Origin of the sequence: Bradyrhizobium sp. HKCCYLRH2060, assembly GCF_051168135.1 — a bacterium.
Classification (GTDB): domain Bacteria; phylum Pseudomonadota; class Alphaproteobacteria; order Rhizobiales; family Xanthobacteraceae; genus Bradyrhizobium.
In genome coordinates this window covers 48,299-63,541 of record NZ_JBNPUK010000007.1, presented here as the reverse complement: position 1 = coordinate 63,541, position 15,243 = coordinate 48,299, and the positions used below count along the sequence as shown (strand labels likewise).

Here is a 15,243-nt window from a genome sequence, read left to right as displayed (position 1 = left end):
GGTGGTCGATTGCGCGGATTCAGTTCACGCGATGGGCCTGCGCCATCGCGACGATCACCCTGCGCGGCCCCTTGAACGGCTCGCGCGCGTGCGCAGTCAGCATGTTGTCGAGCATGACGACGTCGCCGGTCTGCCACGGGAAGACGATCTTGTGCCGGTCGAGCACGCGGCGGACCGTGGCCAGCGTCTCATCCTCGATCGGCGCACCATCGCCGTAGAACGCATTGCGCGGCAGCTCGAGCGGATCGCCGACGATGTCGAGAAGACTCTCCCGAACCTCGGGCGCGAGGCTGGAGACGTGGAACAGATGCGCCTGATTGAACCACACCATGTCCCCGGTCACGGGGTGCACCGCGGTCCCCTGGCAGACCTGCCGTGTCCGCAATTCGTCGCCATCCTTCCATTCGCAGGCGATGGCATGCGCGGCGCAATAGGCCTCGACTTCGGCCTTCGACTCCGTGCCGAACACCTGCCGCCAGTCGACGTCGAGACCGCTGCCATAGTTGCGGACATACATGACGCCGCGCTCGGCGAAACGGTTGCGGATCGCGGCAGGCATGTCGCGGTGAATGAGCCGGCCGTCGGCGACCGGCGTTTCGCCACCCTGCTGCGCCGCCTGCTCGCAATAGAACCAGATCTTCATCGGCCAGTCGCGCGTATAGGCCTGCTCGTTGTGCAGCGGGATGCTCTGGTGCGGCGGATATTCGGTCGATGTGTAGACGCCGGCGCTGACCTTCGATCGCGGCGTCGAGCCGAATTCGTAGGACAGCAGCGGATGGCCGAAGCTCGCGGCAAAGCTCCTGAACGCCTCGGCGCCATCGAGATGGAAGCCACGGAAGAGAATTCCGCCGCAGGCGTAGAGCTGACGCTCGATCATGTCGCGGACGTCGCTGACGGCCTCTATCAGCGGCTGCTGCTCGCGGCTGGCCCGCAGAAGGAACGGCAACGAATCTTGCTCTACTTTAGATTGTGTTGCGAACATGACCTCTCCCCGTCTCCCGTCGATTTCAGCATCAAAGTCTCATCACCAGCCGGCTCGCCGGCTGGGCCACGCTTTCGGCACGCCGCTCAAGGCCCCGCGCGAGCAACGGCGAGCTCCGGCCGGGCCGCGCGTGCCAGCAATGCGGCAAGGAGATTCAGCAGCTCCGCCTGCCGGCTATGGATGAAGAAATGGTCGCCCGGCAACGTGTCGCGGCCGAACGCGCCGGAGGTCTCGGCCCGCCACGCCTCCAGCGCCTCGGCGCGCGTCTCGTCGAGATCGCCGCCGAACACGTGCAGCGGACAGGGCAACGGCTGGCGCCGCTGATAGACGTAGGTCCCGCACATCAGGAAGTCGGCCCGCAGGATCGGCAGCGCGCTGCGCATGATCTCCATGCTTTCGAACGCCTCCGGCGGTGTGCCGTTCAGCCTGAGAAGCTCGTCGCGCAACGCGTCGTCGCCGAGCGGCTCGCGCCAGCGGCTGCCGTCGCGCACGGCCGGCGCTTCCGTTCCGGACACGAGCAACATCTGCGGCCCCGGCGCACCGCGCGCGAGCAGCCGGTGCGCGAGCTCGAAGGCGAGCAAGCCGCCAAGACTGTGCCCGAACAGAGCGTAGGGCTGCGCCAACGGCGCCCCGATCAGTTCGGACGCGAGCTGATCGGCCAGCACGGCCGCATCCGTCTGCAGCGGCTCGTCCATCCGCGCCCCGCGTCCTGGAAGCTCCAGCGGCAGGACCTCGATCCAGGACGGAAGACCTCTCCTCCAGCGCGCGTAGACCATGGCGCTGCCGCCGGCATGGGGCAAACAGATCAGCCGCATGGCAGCCATCCTCCCTCGCTTCAGGATTCGGCAGAGGCCTGCGTGTTCTCCTGCATGAATTTCCGCAGCGAGAGCGGCCGCATGTCGGTCCACACCTGTTCGATATGGTCCAGACATTCCTTCTTGTTCCCGGTGACGCCTATGGCCGTCCACCCGTTCGGAATGTCCTTGAATGTCGGCCAGATCGAATATTGCTCTTCGTGATTCACGACGACGGTGAAGGTGACGTCGTCCCTGTCGAAGACCATCATGACCGGCTACTCCCTACTAACAAGCGACGTTGATGAACTACGAGTAATGCAGTTGATAATGACAGTCAAAAGGATACCGCCGATCGAAGTTTTTAATCTCTCCAAGGTGACACGCAGGTGACGACTCAACATCTGGATGCATCGTCTTCAAGTCGGCGATTCCGGCGGCTCTACAGCAATTGCCGTGTAGTTCGGTGTTGAATCACGCTCCATTCGCTTGCCCGTCTTGGCATGCGCGCCACGGACCGCACGCTCTCCGTCGCTTGGACATGCAACTCTACGCGTCGCTCCAACTAACCAAGCCGCCGCACATCTGCCGTGCGGCGGCCTGGTCGCCCTCATGTACGTCGACGCTTCAGAAGTTGAACGTCGTGGAAACGAGGTAGGTGCGCGGCGCGCCCAGCGTGATCACGCCACTATAGGCGGACGCCCAATAGGTCTTGTCGAACACGTTCTCGACGCTGGCGCGAACGATGATCGGCTTGCCGTTCCACGGCGAGGTGAACTTGTAGCGCGCGCCCAGGTCCACTCGCGTCCAATCTGGCAACGAGAGCGTATTGGTTGCGTTGACATATTGCGCGGCCGTGTAGACGACCCGGCCCGTCAGGGTCAGGTCGCGTGCGAACGGCGTGTCCCATTCGGCGCCGAGATTGACCGTCAGTTCGGGCACACCGATGGCGCGCTTGCCGTCCGTCGTGCCGCCTTGCGTCTTCTCCTGCACGCCGTGGGTGTAGGCCGCGCCTCCGAGCAGGCGCAGCTCCGGCGTGATCTCGCCGAACACGTTGAACTCAGCTCCGGTATTTCGCTGCAAGCCGTTGAGCACCTGGGCGGGCAATGCCACCCCTGCCGTTGCGACGCTGATGATGCTCGGGCGCGAGATGTCGAAGGCGCTGAGCGTCGTCGTGATGCGGCCGAAATCGACCTTGATTCCGGTCTCCACCTGCTTGGTCTGCCCGGGTGGAAACACCGTGCCGACATTGCTGAAGTTGCCGGTGACGACGGCCGGGGTCTGCAAACCCTCGATATAGTTGGCGTAGAGCGAGACCTGCTGGACCGGCTTGACGACGAGCGCATAGGCCGGCGTCCAAACCGAGGTGTCCGCGAACGGCCTGCTCGACCCCGGCGCGACGAAATTCGTTATCTCGGTCCCCGCGGTCTGGCGGCGCGCACCGACGGTCAGCTGGATCCTCTTGTCGAGAATGGACATCGTGTCGGAGACGCCGACGCTCCAGAGATTCGCGCCGACGATCTGATTGGCTGCCAGCGTCGACGAGAATCCCGGCAGCGCGATGTTCGAGGGATCACGATAGAGATTCCAAGGCGTCGCCGCCGACAGCGTCCCCGTGACCACACGCTGGGTATAGGTGCGATCGGTGACGGAGTAGCCGACATTGATGGCGTGGTTGACGGGCCCGGTGTCGGCGGTCAGCCGAAGGCCGGCTTCGCCCGCCAACGTCTCATAGGTCTCGCTCCCCGTGAGCGGGGTTCCGGTGAGAACGCCGTTATTGCCGAGAACCGGCGACGTATAGCGATAGTTGATGTTGCTGTCGTGATAGCCGAACCCTGCGTAGGCCGTGATGTGATCGCTGAGATCGACCTCGCCCTTGACCGTCGAGAAGAAATCGGTCGGCGCATAATAGGCCCACGGCATCTGGAAGTTGGTGCCGGACGGCGGCGGCGACGCGATGCTGGTCGTGGTCGGGCCGACCGTGAAGAAGCGAAGCGGCGGATTCAGCTTGTCCGCCTGATAGCCGATATCGGCATCGACGCGTACGTTCTCGCCGTGATAGTCGACCGCGAGGTGAGCATTTCCGAACTCGTCGGTCTGGCGGTCCCACGGCGTATTGCCGTTGGAATACTTGCTGTTGAGACGGACGCCCCACTCCTTGTGCTCGCCGTAGCGGCGGCTGACATCGACCTCCTCGCCGAATTGCGATCGCGACGCGAAGGTCGCCGTGAGTTGCGTGATGTCGGTGTCGGGCGCGTGCTTGGTGATGAGATTGACGCTGCCACCGACCGCACCGCCGCTCGAGGCGCCGGTGCCGCCGACCGTCATGCCGTTGAGCAGAGCCGCCGGCCCCTTGAGCAGCTCGACCCGCTCGATGAAATTGGCGCCCGTCGAATAATACGGCGCAATGCCGGCGAGGCCGTTCAAGGCGTAGTCGCCGCTGTCATAGTAGAAGCCGCGGATGAACAGGCTGTCGGCGCCGCCGCCGGCCGCCTGGATCGTCCGCACCGAGGGATCATTGATCAGCACGTCGCGAATTGTGCGGGCCTGCTGGTTCTGGATGAGCTGCGAGGTGAAGCTCGTCTGGTTGAAGGGCGTGTTCATGATGCCGCGATTGCCGAGGAGTCCGAGGCCGCCGCCGCTGGCGACCTGGCCGCCGGCATAGGGCGACGGCGGCGCGCCGACTGTTCCCGTCGACGGCGTCACGTAGGCCACCGGGGCGGTCGGCGGCAGGTTGCGCGGCGCGACGCGGCGCTGCTGAGCGGTTCGCGTCGCGGTCGCCTGCGGTCTCGAGGCGGTCTGCCGGACTTTCGGCTTCGGCGCGTCGACGGTCACGTCGGGGAGCTTGGTCTGCGCGAAGGCCGGTTGAACGCCTCCGACATTCAGCGTGAGCGCCAATGAGCTCACAAGTCCCAACGACATCGTCAATCCAACGTCTTTATCCAAAATGCGACAAACCATCCTGACACCCCGATCATTCCAAGTTCCAACTCGGCTCGTCGGTGGTCCTAACACACAGGTATTTGAGGATGGCGTCGCGCGGCGTAGAACCCGTCTAACGAACGACAGTCTCGCCGAATCGGTCAGCTCAACAGATTGCCGCTACTACGAGATTTTTTTCCCGCCGCTTCTTTGAAGCCTTCCAAAGAAGCGCATGTCGCGCGGAAGGCCGACGTGATCGTGTCGGCTGATACAACTCAGGACACCAATCGTCTCGAACTCATCGAAATCATTTCGATCAATCGTACGATGATAACTAATCACATTGCCACTTTTGAATCAATCTTTGCGTTCAAATGCGCCGCATCTCCGCCGCGCCGCGCGCAGATCGGAGAGAGCATCGTGACCGTTGTATCTGTTTGTTTCCGGGGCGGAGAGACGCCGCTCGCGGCGGCGCTCACTGCGCGAGACCGATCACGCGCCGCCGACGCAGCGTGCGGCCATCGCGATGACGCGGCGCGCGAGAGAAGACGCGTAAGAGAAGAGATGCGTGGGATCGTTGGCCGGCCGAGCGCGTAGTCCCGCGGCCCGGATCGAGGTCAATGATGCGGGGCGTCTTCCGCCGACCGGCGGCGGACGTCAGCGCTCAGAGCGGCCCATCCTGCGTTCCGGCCTGAGCGCCCTGCATTCCGGCCTTCGCGCCGCGGCTCCGTCTCGTGCCGTAGGCGAGCGACAACAGGATCGGAATCGACAGCCCGAGCCAGCACAGGCCATCCCACAGGCCGTCGCCGAACAGTCCGAAGGCGAGCCCGGCTGCGGCGACGAGGCCGATCAGCAGCGGCGCACGAAACACCTGCCAGGTCGAGAGTTGCGCGACGCGGGAGGACGGCGTCGCCGAGGCAGCGGAGGAGCTCATGTCGACACCACTGCCGGCGCGGCCGATGCCACGACACCTGACGCCTTCCTGCGGAAGCCCCAGCGCTTGGCGGCCCACAGATAGAGTCCACTGCACAGCACGATGATCGTGATCACGTCGAGAGCGGCCCAGATGATCTTCAGCGGCAAGCCGCCGTAGTCACCGAAGTGCAGCGGCCGCGATACCTGCAACGCGGTGAGGTACCAGGCGAGCTCGGGCACGACCATCTTGCTGCTGTCCTGGGCGTCGACCAGGACCGGCTTGAACATGCGCGCGGTGAACGGCGCGCGGCCCTTGGTCCAGATCATCAGGTGCTGCGGGCTGCCGAACCGCGTCGTCGTCGGCAGGGTGATGGACGTCACCAGCCGGTCCGGGAATGCGGTGCGGACGGCGCCGACGGCGGCCTCGATCGACTTTGCTTCCGCCAGCGGCTTGCCCTGATAGGGCGCGAGCAGCGCCGGCATGGTCTTTGCGCGCCAGAGGTCGAACAGCGGCACCGCCAGCGTGTTGATGGTGCCGGTCAGACCGACCGCGAGCGCCCAGCTCACCGTGACGATGCCGAGCAGATTGTGCAGGTCGAGCCATTTCAGCCGCGCCGAGCGATCCCGCACCGTGCCGAACTGCAGGCGCCGCATGAAGGGCCAGTAGACCACGACGCCCGAGACGATGGACGCCGCGAACACCAGTCCCATCAGTCCGAGAAAGAGCTCGCCCGGCAGGCCGGTGAACATGTCGCGGTGGATGCGCAGGATCACGTCCATGACGTCCTGATGCGGCGCCTCCTCGCCGAGCACGACGCCGGTGCGCGCATCAACGGTGAGCCGATGAAACTGCCCGGGCACCGGAATGGCGGTCGGCGACATCGCGACCACGATCAGCGGCTCCGCCTGCTTCAGGCTCACGAACAGCGCATGCTGCTGCGGCAACTGCTGCTTGGCCGCCGCGATCAGGCGGTCGAGCGGCAGCAGCGGCGTGTCGGCCGGCATCGCCGGCGCGGCGATCTCGTCCTCGAACAGATGATCGATTTCCTCATGGAAGATCAGCGGAAGCCCGGTCAGGCACAGCATCAGCAGGAAGATCATGCTGATCAGCGACGTCCACGTATGAACCTGAACCCACAGCCGCATGCGCTCGAACCCACCCTTCGTCATCGACGTTGCACGTGTTGAGCCGAACGTCCGGCAAGAGAAGGGCCGCAGCAAACTGAATCGATCTAAAGCCGTTGGAATTTCTTTAAAGTAGCGCGCCTGTCTGCCGCAACCAGCGGAGCCGCAACGTGAATTTCGATCGTACCTCGCACCATCGATGCCCAGCGGGGGCGCGTCTCACCGCCGCGACGTCGCGCGCCGACGTCGCTGCTGCCGATGTCTCGGACACAGTTCGAATCGTTTCCGCGCATGGCCGCGCGGAATGCAACCGGCTCCGGCTGCATCCAACGATGCGCCAGAGCCGGGCCACAGATGAGTTCCCGCCTCAGAATGGGTAGTGCCGCTCGCCGGTCTGCACCGTGATCCAGCGCAGCTCGGTGAACTCGTCGATCGCGGCCTTGCCGCCGAAGCGGCCATAGCCGGAGGCCTTGACGCCGCCGAACGGCATCTGCGGCTCGTCATGCACCGTCGGCGCGTTGACGTGGCAGATGCCGGATTCGATCCGCTTGGCGACAGCGATCGCGCGAGCGATGTCGCGGCCGAACACCGCCGACGACAGGCCATATTCGGTGTCGTTGGCGACGCGCACGGCCTCGTCGACGCCGCTGACGCGCACGACGGTGACGACGGGACCAAAACTCTCCTCGCCATAGATGCGCATCGCCGGCGTGACGTGATCGACGATGGTCGCGGGCATGATCGTGCCGCTGCCGCGGCCGCCGGCCGCCAGCACCGCGCCCTTGGCCACCGCGTCCTCGATCAGGCCGCCGACACGGTCGCAGGCGGCGGCGCTGACCAGCGAGCCCAGCACCACGTCGCCCTTGCGCGGATCTCCGTAAGGCAGGCTGTTGGCCTTGGCGGCGAACTTCGCGACGAATGCATCCGCCACCTTGTCGTCGACCACGATGCGCTCGGTCGACATGCAGATCTGGCCCTGGTTCATGAAGGCGCCGAACGCGGCGGCATTCACCGCGGCGTCGAGATCGGCGTCGTCGAGAATGACCAGCGGCGCCTTGCCGCCGAGCTCGAGCAGCGCGCGCTTCAATTGCCTGGCACAGGCCATGGCGATGAGACGGCCGACGCGGGTCGAGCCGGTGAAGTTGACGCGGCGGATCGCGGGATGGGCGATCAGCGCCTCGACCACGGCCTGCGCATCCTCGGGCGCGTTGGTCACGACGTTGACGACGCCGTCGCCGAGACCACCTTCGGCCAGGCACGCGCCGATCAGCCGATGCACGCCCGGGCTCATCTCCGAGGCCTTCAGCACCACGGTGTTGCCGCAGGCGAGCGGCATCGCCACCGAGCGGACACCGAGGATGACCGGCGCATTCCACGGCGCGATGCCGAGCACGACGCCGACCGGCTGACGATGCGCCAGCGCGATGTTGTCGGGCACGTCGGTCGGAATCACCTCGCCCGCGATCTGCGTCGTCATCGCCGCGGCCTCGCGCAGCATGCCCTCGGCGAGATGCACGTTGAAGCCGGCCCAGCCCGCGGTGGCGCCGGTCTCGGCCATCATCAGCGCGACGAACTCCGGTGCATTGCGCGCCAGCGCATCGGCTGCCGCATTTAGCCGCTTGCGGCGTTCGCCAGGGCCGAGCCGGGACCACGCCGGAAACGCCGCCGCGGCGGCATCGGCGGCGCGCAGCGCGTCGTCGATCGACGCCGCCGCGACGATGGTTGCGATCTCGCCGCTGATCGGATTGAGGCGCTGGAAGGTGCGCTGATTGGCGGCGGACTGATCCTTGCCGCCAATCAGCAGATTGATCGCGTTCATGGAAGACTCCCGGATTCGCTGGAGGTTGCTGGAGATTTCGGCGCGCGCGACTGGCCGAGATAGGCGCGCTGGATGTCGGGATTGTTCTTCATCTCGGACGCCGCGCCTTCGCCGGCATTGCGCCCCTGCTCGATCAGGTAGACGCGGTCGGCGATGTCCAGGCTGGCGCGCGCGTTCTGCTCGACCATCAGGATGCCGACGCCGTCGCCGCGGATCGTCTTGAGCGCCCGGAACACCTCGCGGCTCAAGAGCGGCGACAGTCCGAGCGACGGCTCGTCGAGCAGCAGCAGCTCGGGCCGCGACATCAGCGCGCGGCCGATCGCGACCATCTGCTGCTCGCCGCCGCTCATGGTCCTCACGGCCTGGCTCATGCGCTCGGTAAGGCGCGGAAACAGTTGCAGCACGTGCGCGAGCCGCGCGGCCTCGCCGTCGCGGGCGCGCGCCGGATAGGCGCCGAGCTGGAGGTTCTCGGCGACGGTGAGATCGCCGAAGACGCCGCGGCCTTCCGGCACCAGCGCGATGCCGCGCTCGACGATCAGATGCGGCGCGAGCGAGGCGATGTCCGTCCCGCCGAGCCGGATCACGGCCCCGGGCGACGGCCGGATCAGTCCCGCGATCGCCTTCAGCAGGGTCGACTTGCCGGCGCCATTGGCGCCGAGGATGGCGACGATCTCGCCGCGCGCGACCTCGAGCGCGACGTCGGTGAGCGCCTGGTGCTTGCCGTAGGCGTGCGACAGCCGCGCGATCTCAAGCATCGGGCTCTCCGAGATAGGCTGTGATCACGGCGGCATCGGCGAGCACCTCGCCCGGCGTGCCGCGCGCGATCACGTTGCCGGCGCTCATCACGACGCAGCGGTCGCACAGCGCGCGGATCGCATCCATCACATGCTCGACCATCACGATGGTGATGCCGCGGTCGCGCAGGGAGGCGATCAGCCCGATGCCGGTCTCGAGCTCGGTCGGATTGAGCCCGGCCAGCCATTCGTCGAGCAGCACAACACGCGGATGCAACGCCAGCGCGCGGGCGAGCTCCAGCCGCTTCTGGTCGATGTAAGTGAGATCGCCCGCCAGCATCTCCGCCATGCCATCGAGGCCGACCAGGGCGAGCAGCTCATGGATCGATTCCGCGGCCGCACCGGTCTGGCGCGTGCGGAACAACGCCGCCGCCGCGACATTCTCGGCAACCGTCAGGTCCGGCATCACCCGCACCAACTGGAAGGTGCGGGCAAGCCCGAGCCGCGCGATCCGGTGGGCGGCCATGCCGTTGATGACGGTGCCGTCGAAGCGGATGGTGCCGTCCGACGGCACCAGCGCGCCGGAGAGCATGTTGAGCAGCGTCGTCTTGCCGGAGCCGTTGGGACCGATGACGCCGAGGATCTCGCCGGCGCGGACGTCGAGACTGACCTTGTCGACGGCGCGCAGGCCGCCGAAGGATTTGCCGACGGTCTCGGCGATGAGCAGCGTTCCGCCCTGCTCCGGCTTGGCGCCGGCGACCTTGGGCTCGCGCCGCCAGACCCGATCGACCACCCCGATCACGCCCTTCGGCAGCGCCATCACGATGCCGATGAAGATGAGGCCGAGCACGATGCTGAAATGGTTCGGCAGCGCGGCTGTCAGCACCTCGAACAGCAGCACCAGCGGGATGACGCCGAGCACCGGGCCGATCAGCGAGCCGGCGCCGCCGAGCAGCGCCATGATCACGACCTGGAATGAGATCATCGGGTTGAAGGCGATCGCCGGATCGATATAGGTCCAGCGCGGCGCCATGATCGCGCCGGTCACCGACATGAACATCGCGCTGAGGATGAAGACCCCGAGCTTCACCGCCGTCGCATCGATGCCGGAATGGCGCGCGGCGGTCTCGTCGGCGCCGATCGCGCGCAGCGCGAGGCCATAGCGCGAGCGCGTCAGCAGAAAGCCCGTGAGGAAGACCAGCGCCGTCAGCGCGCAGAGCTGCCAGTACAGCATCTCCTGGGTGATGTCGCTGAACAAATAGCGGCCGACCGATTTGTGGATGTTGACCTCGTACCAGATCACGAGCTGGCGGATCAGCTCGGCCAGGCCGAACGAGAAGATGATGAAGTAGATGCCGGACAGCCGCAGCGTCGACAGGCCGGTGATGGCCGCGACGACGGCGCCGACACCCGCAGCGGTCATCAGTTGCAGCGGCCAGCTCAGCGTCTCGCCCGTCGCCGCCGCCGTATAGGCGCCGATGCCGAAGAACGCAGCCGTCGCCAGCGAGACGTAGCGGGTCGGTCCGGAAAACATGGCCCAGGCGGTTGCCAGCACGGTGAAATAGAGAATGCTGATGCCGAGCGCGAGATAGTAGCCGTTGGCATAGAGCGGCAGCGTGACCGCTGCGGCAACGCCGACGAGCCCGATGCACCAGGCGAGAATCTTGCCAGGGCTGATCACGACGCCGCCTTTCCGAACAGTCCGGTCGGCCGGATCAGCAGCACGGCGAGGAACATCGCGAACGTCGCGGCCAAGGTCAGCCCGGGATCGACCAGCCGCGCCACCGCGGTCTCGACGACGCCGAGCAGCAGCCCTGCGGCCAGCGCGCCCATGACATTGCCGACGCCCCCCATGATCGCGACCACCAGCGCCTTCATCGTGAAGACGACGCCCATCGAGGCGTTGAAGGTGAGGAACATGCTGACGAGCACCCCGCCGGCGGCGACCAGTCCACCACCGAACGCAAACGCCAGTCCTGCGAGCCAATCGACATCGATGCCGACGAGCCGCGCGGCATTGGCATCGACCGCGACGGCACGCACGGCCGTACCGATCCTCGTCCGCGTCAGCGCGAGATAGACGCCGGTGCCGATCAGCGCGGCGAAACCGAGCGCGACCAGCCGGTTCACCGCGAGCGTCGAGCCGAGCACCGTCACGGGAATGGAGAGATAGCTGTAGCTGTAATACTGCCCGCCAAAAGCGACCAGCATGATGCCCTGGATCACGAACAGCACGCCGAAGGTGACGAGGATGCTGTCGACCTCCTGGGCACCGGCGTCCTTGCCGCGGCGGATCAGGCGCTGCAGCAACAGCCTGTAGAGCAGCCAGTTCAGCAGTCCCGCGGCGGGCATCGCCAGCAGCAGCGCCAGCAGCGGACTCAGTTGCAGGCCGGAATAGAGCGACAGCGTGCCGAACGCGGCCGCGACCAGCGACTCGCCATAGGACAGGTTCATGATGCGCGCCACGCCATATTGCAGCGTCAGGCCGAGCGCGATCAGGGCATACATGCCCCCCAGCACCAGACCGGGCAACAGGATGTCGAACAGCAGCATGGGATGGTGCCTCTTGCGCGAGGCCCGCGGACGCGCGCATTGACGCGCGTCCGCAAGCTCACGACCTCGTTCCGGCTATTTCCACTCGGGCTTCGGCACGACCGCGGCGCGTGCGCCGGGCAGCGAGGCCGGCGCCAGGGCGTAGAACTCGCCGTTCTGCCACTGGCCGACGCTCCAGACCTCCTGCAGCAGGCCGTCCTTCAGCTTCACCTTGCCGATGATGGTGTCGAAAGAGCCCTCGCGGATCTCCTTGGCGACCGCGGTACGGTCGACCTTGCCGACCTTCTCGATCGCCTGCTGCAGCACCTGCAGGCTGGCATAGGTGATCGGGCTCGCCCAGCGATCCGGCTCCTGCCCGGTCGCCGCCTTGTGGCGGGCGAGATAGTCCTTGAGCGCGGGCGCGTCGGCATTCCAGCCGCCGATGCCCATCACGCCGTCGCTGCCCGCGCCGAACTTGCCCTTGAACAGCGGGAACGCCGTGCCGACGCCGACATAGAAGACCTTCGGATTGTACTTGAGCAGTTGCGCCTGCTCGGTCAGCCCGATCGTATCCGGCGGATAGCTGAAGGCGACGAAGGCATCGGCTTTGCTCGCGATCGCATCCTTGAGCAGCGGCTGCAGATCCTGCGAGCCCATCGGATAGGTCTTGTCGTAGGCGACGGTCAGTCCGGCCTTCTTGAAGGCCTCGCGCCCGGCGGCGGCCAGCTCGATGCCGAACTGATCGGCGACGCTGACCATCGCGACGCTGCCGCCGATCTTGCCCTCGCTCTTCAGCTTGCCGAGCAGCTCGGCGAGCCCGTTGGAGATCTGCGCCGACGTGCCGAGCCAGAAGGTGGCATTGGCCCAGCGCTTGGCGAGCTCTGGCGCCTTGTCGGTCACCGACGTCACCGCGAGATGCGGATAGCCGAGCCGGTTCAAGGTCGGACCGACCGCAAGGTTGAGACCGGTGCCCCAGGGCGGCAGGATGAAGTCGACCTTGTCCTGGTTGGCGAGGCGCTCGATCGCCTTCACCGCCTCTTCCGACGAGCTGCGGTCGTCATATTCGACGATCTCGACCGGCAGCCGCTTGTCGCCGAGCTTGATGCCGCCGGCCGCGTTCACGTCCTTCACCCAGAGCTGATAGTTCGGCAGCGTGGTGATGCCGGCGCCGCCGGCATAGGGGCCGGTCTTCGAGATCGCGTAGCCGATGCGGATCTTGTCCTGTGTCTGGGCCTGCGCGGCCGATACGGCAAAGCCGGCTGCGATCGCCGCCGCTCCCGCGATCCGCAGCACCTGACGACGGTTGGTCGAAGTCATGTCCTTGTCCTCCTCCCATGTTCACGCGCGCGGACCGCGCGGGTGAATCGGTGACGTTCCTCTGCCCCGGCGTCGTCCGCGGTTTTTTGTTTGCGGTCGTCGGGACTTGACGAGGGAAACACCGCAGGCTTGGGTGGCGCAATGGACAGTTCCGGCAAAAGAGTGCACTTTTCTGGGGCGACGACTGCGCGTAATGCCGCGCCTCGGACGCTGCCGCCGGTGGCTCGCGGCACCCCGGCAGCGCTCGGCGCCGAAGCCATTCCCACGCATTTCGAGGCACGGCGCTGGGCCCTGCGGTCGGATGCCGCGCGGCCGTTCGTCCACCTGCTCTGCCTCTCCGCCGGGGCTGCCTCGGCGCGCTTCGCCGATGACGAAATCCAGACCTGGTCCGGTCCGGCGCTGGTCTGGCTGCCGGCGGGAGAGGCCGAGCATCTCGACGTCGCGGCCGGCTCGGCCGGCCATCTCCTGCGGCTGCGCTCCGGGCTCTGGCACCGCCACCTGCCTTCCTCCGCCGAGCCCGCCTATCTCGACCTCGCAGGCACCGAGGCCGTCCTGGCCTTCTCCGTCACGGCTGAGTTCGCTGCGGTCATCGCGCGCTCGATCGCGGCGATTGCAGCCGAGATCGAAAATCCCTCACGGCGCGGCGCGGCCTCGATCATGTCATCGGAGCTGACCCTGTGCGTGCTGCGCTTCTGGCGGCTGTTTGCCGACGAGAGCGCCGGCGAGGCGCAAGGCTCCAGCGCCGAGATCCTGAGCCGCTTTCGCCGGCTCGTCGAGGAACGCTTTCATCAGCAACTGCGGGTCGCCGACTACGCCGCACTGCTCGGCGTGACGGCGGACCGCCTGCACGCGCTGTGCACCCGCGTGCTGCAGCGGTCACCGAGCGCGCTGATCCAGCAGCGCGTCATTCAGGAAGCGGCGACCCGGCTCGAAACCACCACTGCAACGATCAAGCAGATCGCCTTCGCGCTCGGCTTCAAGGACAGCGCCTATTTCAACCGCTTCTTCGTCAGGCACACCGGTCAATCGCCGGGCGCCTGGCGCAAGGGTCTTTCGTCGCAGCGGACCAAAGGCCAGTCACGGACCATGCTCAACTTCGCCGACTGGCCGTGACGGCGCGGCTCAGCCAGGCGCCTCGGTCACTCTCTTTGTCAGTCCAGGACGACGCGTCAGCGTCGGACCAGCAGATCCCGAGTTCGGACGGGCGACGCGACCGCTGGATGCTCAATGCGCCAGGAAACTGATTTCCGCTGCGCGATCAAGCTGATTTGGCCTGTCCAGTCCCCGCCCCGAAAATATTTCCCTTTCGTTTTTACGGAAATCGTGATCTTATCTGCCTATCCCGCCTCGAGCTGAGGGGCGTATCGCGGTCGTCACGACATGCGAGGCGGGGAGCGGTGGGCGGGGTGGATTGCAGCGCGGGTTGCTCGCGCCGACGAACAATTCGCCACGCACGGTCAAGTCGCGCGGTCCTGATATCCCGATGCTGATATCAACTCACGTCGAGGCCCTGGCTTCGCGTGGGGATGGTGGCCAGAAAGCCCGGCGCACCAGGGAGAACGCGAAGCAGCCGTTCAACCATCGCGCAGGGAGGGCCGGGTTTCCGGCTGACCTGTGGTACCTGCCGCCTGCATTTTTTTCGCAGGCGGGCCACGGGCCTCAGTCGAGGTCCGGCCTTCCCTGCGCCCTCACGCTTTCCGAGGGCCTCACGACGCATCACCCGGACGGGCCATCCGCCGCGGGATCGCGCGATCATGCGCGCCTTTCCGCAAGCGAGGCGACCTGATGCTTCCACATTGATGTCAAATCGTCGCAGGCTTGAACGGTCCCGCCGGCATCGAGGACACCCGAGGGAGCCGTCCGACATCGTTCCCCCCTCCCCGGAGCGACCGCGAGCAATCCGGCACCGTTGCTACTCTGCCACGAATGCGCTATGAGTTGAACATGATCAGCCGGTCCTGGTCGCACTCGAAATGCCAGTACCGCAAACCGATGCTTCGCGCTCGGCGCGCGACGTCGGTCGATACGGGCGCCGCGATCGCGCCCTCATCGCAAGCTCCGCGCTTCGCGCTCATTCGCATTCCGTAGTCGTGTCCGGGAGCC

General features: G+C 66.3%; 13 protein-coding genes. 2 read left to right on the top strand and 11 right to left on the bottom strand.

Going from position 1 to position 15,243, the window contains the following annotated elements; all coding sequences use genetic code 11:
* Positions 1–19: 19 nt before the first annotated feature.
* From ACQR10_RS15955 to ACQR10_RS15940, 4 genes are all read right to left on the bottom strand, one after another.
* The gene (locus tag ACQR10_RS15955; protein ID WP_316216158.1) at positions 20–946 is read right to left on the bottom strand and encodes a TauD/TfdA family dioxygenase; all 927 of its coding nucleotides are present in this window, start codon (positions 944–946) and stop codon (positions 20–22) included.
* A gap of 122 nt (positions 947–1,068) precedes the next feature.
* Positions 1,069–1,797 (bottom strand): thioesterase II family protein, encoded by a 729-nt coding sequence (locus ACQR10_RS15950; RefSeq protein ID WP_316216157.1) that lies wholly within the window; start codon positions 1,795–1,797, stop codon positions 1,069–1,071.
* A 20-nt stretch (positions 1,798–1,817) separates the two neighbouring features.
* A complete protein-coding gene (locus ACQR10_RS15945) occupies positions 1,818–2,048 on the bottom strand; it encodes an MbtH family protein (RefSeq protein ID WP_315802938.1) in 231 nt (76 codons plus the stop codon).
* Between the two features lie 355 nt (positions 2,049–2,403).
* Entirely contained in the window at positions 2,404–4,698 is a 2,295-nt protein-coding gene (locus ACQR10_RS15940) for a TonB-dependent receptor (RefSeq protein WP_316216156.1), read from the bottom strand.
* A 252-nt stretch (positions 4,699–4,950) separates the two neighbouring features.
* Between ACQR10_RS15940 and ACQR10_RS15935 the strand changes: the two genes are divergently transcribed.
* Entirely contained in the window at positions 4,951–5,295 is a 345-nt protein-coding gene (locus ACQR10_RS15935; RefSeq protein WP_316180539.1) for a hypothetical protein, read from the top strand.
* Positions 5,296–5,362: 67 nt separating this feature from the next.
* Here ACQR10_RS15935 and ACQR10_RS15930 read toward each other — a convergent pair whose 3' ends face one another.
* From ACQR10_RS15930 to ACQR10_RS15900, 7 genes are all read right to left on the bottom strand, one after another.
* The gene (locus ACQR10_RS15930; protein WP_316216155.1) at positions 5,363–5,632 is read right to left on the bottom strand and encodes a hypothetical protein; all 270 of its coding nucleotides are present in this window, start codon (positions 5,630–5,632) and stop codon (positions 5,363–5,365) included.
* The gene (locus ACQR10_RS15925) at positions 5,629–6,759 is read right to left on the bottom strand and encodes a PepSY-associated TM helix domain-containing protein (RefSeq protein WP_316216401.1); all 1,131 of its coding nucleotides are present in this window, start codon (positions 6,757–6,759) and stop codon (positions 5,629–5,631) included. Before ACQR10_RS15925 ends, ACQR10_RS15930 begins: the two co-directional genes overlap by 4 nt.
* Positions 6,760–7,105: 346 nt before the next feature.
* Positions 7,106–8,557 carry an aldehyde dehydrogenase gene (locus ACQR10_RS15920; RefSeq protein WP_315802934.1) on the bottom strand — a complete coding sequence of 484 codons (1,452 nt, stop codon included), beginning with the start codon at positions 8,555–8,557 and terminating at the stop codon, positions 7,106–7,108.
* The gene (locus ACQR10_RS15915) at positions 8,554–9,312 is read right to left on the bottom strand and encodes an ABC transporter ATP-binding protein (RefSeq protein WP_316216154.1); all 759 of its coding nucleotides are present in this window, start codon (positions 9,310–9,312) and stop codon (positions 8,554–8,556) included. Before ACQR10_RS15915 ends, ACQR10_RS15920 begins: the two co-directional genes overlap by 4 nt.
* Positions 9,305–10,972, bottom strand: a complete 1,668-nt coding sequence (locus tag ACQR10_RS15910) for a branched-chain amino acid ABC transporter ATP-binding protein/permease (protein WP_434912001.1) — start codon at positions 10,970–10,972, stop codon at positions 9,305–9,307. The genes ACQR10_RS15915 and ACQR10_RS15910 overlap by 8 nt, the downstream gene beginning before the upstream one ends.
* Positions 10,969–11,844 carry a branched-chain amino acid ABC transporter permease gene (locus ACQR10_RS15905; RefSeq protein WP_434912000.1) on the bottom strand — a complete coding sequence of 292 codons (876 nt, stop codon included), beginning with the start codon at positions 11,842–11,844 and terminating at the stop codon, positions 10,969–10,971. The genes ACQR10_RS15910 and ACQR10_RS15905 overlap by 4 nt, the downstream gene beginning before the upstream one ends.
* A 75-nt stretch (positions 11,845–11,919) precedes the next feature.
* The gene (locus ACQR10_RS15900) at positions 11,920–13,140 is read right to left on the bottom strand and encodes an amino acid ABC transporter substrate-binding protein (protein ID WP_434887604.1); all 1,221 of its coding nucleotides are present in this window, start codon (positions 13,138–13,140) and stop codon (positions 11,920–11,922) included.
* A gap of 219 nt (positions 13,141–13,359) precedes the next feature.
* Here ACQR10_RS15900 and ACQR10_RS15895 point away from each other — a divergent pair, with 219 nt between their 5' ends.
* Positions 13,360–14,253, top strand: coding sequence for a helix-turn-helix domain-containing protein (locus ACQR10_RS15895; RefSeq protein ID WP_434911999.1), 894 nt, complete (start codon positions 13,360–13,362; stop codon positions 14,251–14,253).
* The last annotated feature ends 990 nt before the right edge of the window (positions 14,254–15,243 follow it).

Excerpts from the sequence above, each read along its gene's own strand:
- ACQR10_RS15950 (WP_316216157.1), bottom strand. The coding sequence starts at position 1,797 with ATGCGGCTGATCTGTTTGCCCCATGCCGGCGGCAGCGCCATGGTCTAC.
- ACQR10_RS15945 (WP_315802938.1), bottom strand. The coding sequence starts at position 2,048 with ATGATGGTCTTCGACAGGGACGACGTCACCTTCACCGTCGTCGTGAAT.
- ACQR10_RS15940 (WP_316216156.1), bottom strand. The coding sequence starts at position 4,698 with ATGTCGTTGGGACTTGTGAGCTCATTGGCGCTCACGCTGAATGTCGGA.
- ACQR10_RS15930 (WP_316216155.1), bottom strand. The coding sequence starts at position 5,632 with ATGAGCTCCTCCGCTGCCTCGGCGACGCCGTCCTCCCGCGTCGCGCAA.
- ACQR10_RS15925 (WP_316216401.1), bottom strand. The coding sequence starts at position 6,759 with ATGCGGCTGTGGGTTCAGGTTCATACGTGGACGTCGCTGATCAGCATG.
- ACQR10_RS15920 (WP_315802934.1), bottom strand. The coding sequence starts at position 8,557 with ATGAACGCGATCAATCTGCTGATTGGCGGCAAGGATCAGTCCGCCGCC.
- ACQR10_RS15915 (WP_316216154.1), bottom strand. The coding sequence starts at position 9,312 with ATGCTTGAGATCGCGCGGCTGTCGCACGCCTACGGCAAGCACCAGGCG.
- ACQR10_RS15905 (WP_434912000.1), bottom strand. The coding sequence starts at position 11,844 with ATGCTGCTGTTCGACATCCTGTTGCCCGGTCTGGTGCTGGGGGGCATG.
- ACQR10_RS15900 (WP_434887604.1), bottom strand. The coding sequence starts at position 13,140 with ATGACTTCGACCAACCGTCGTCAGGTGCTGCGGATCGCGGGAGCGGCG.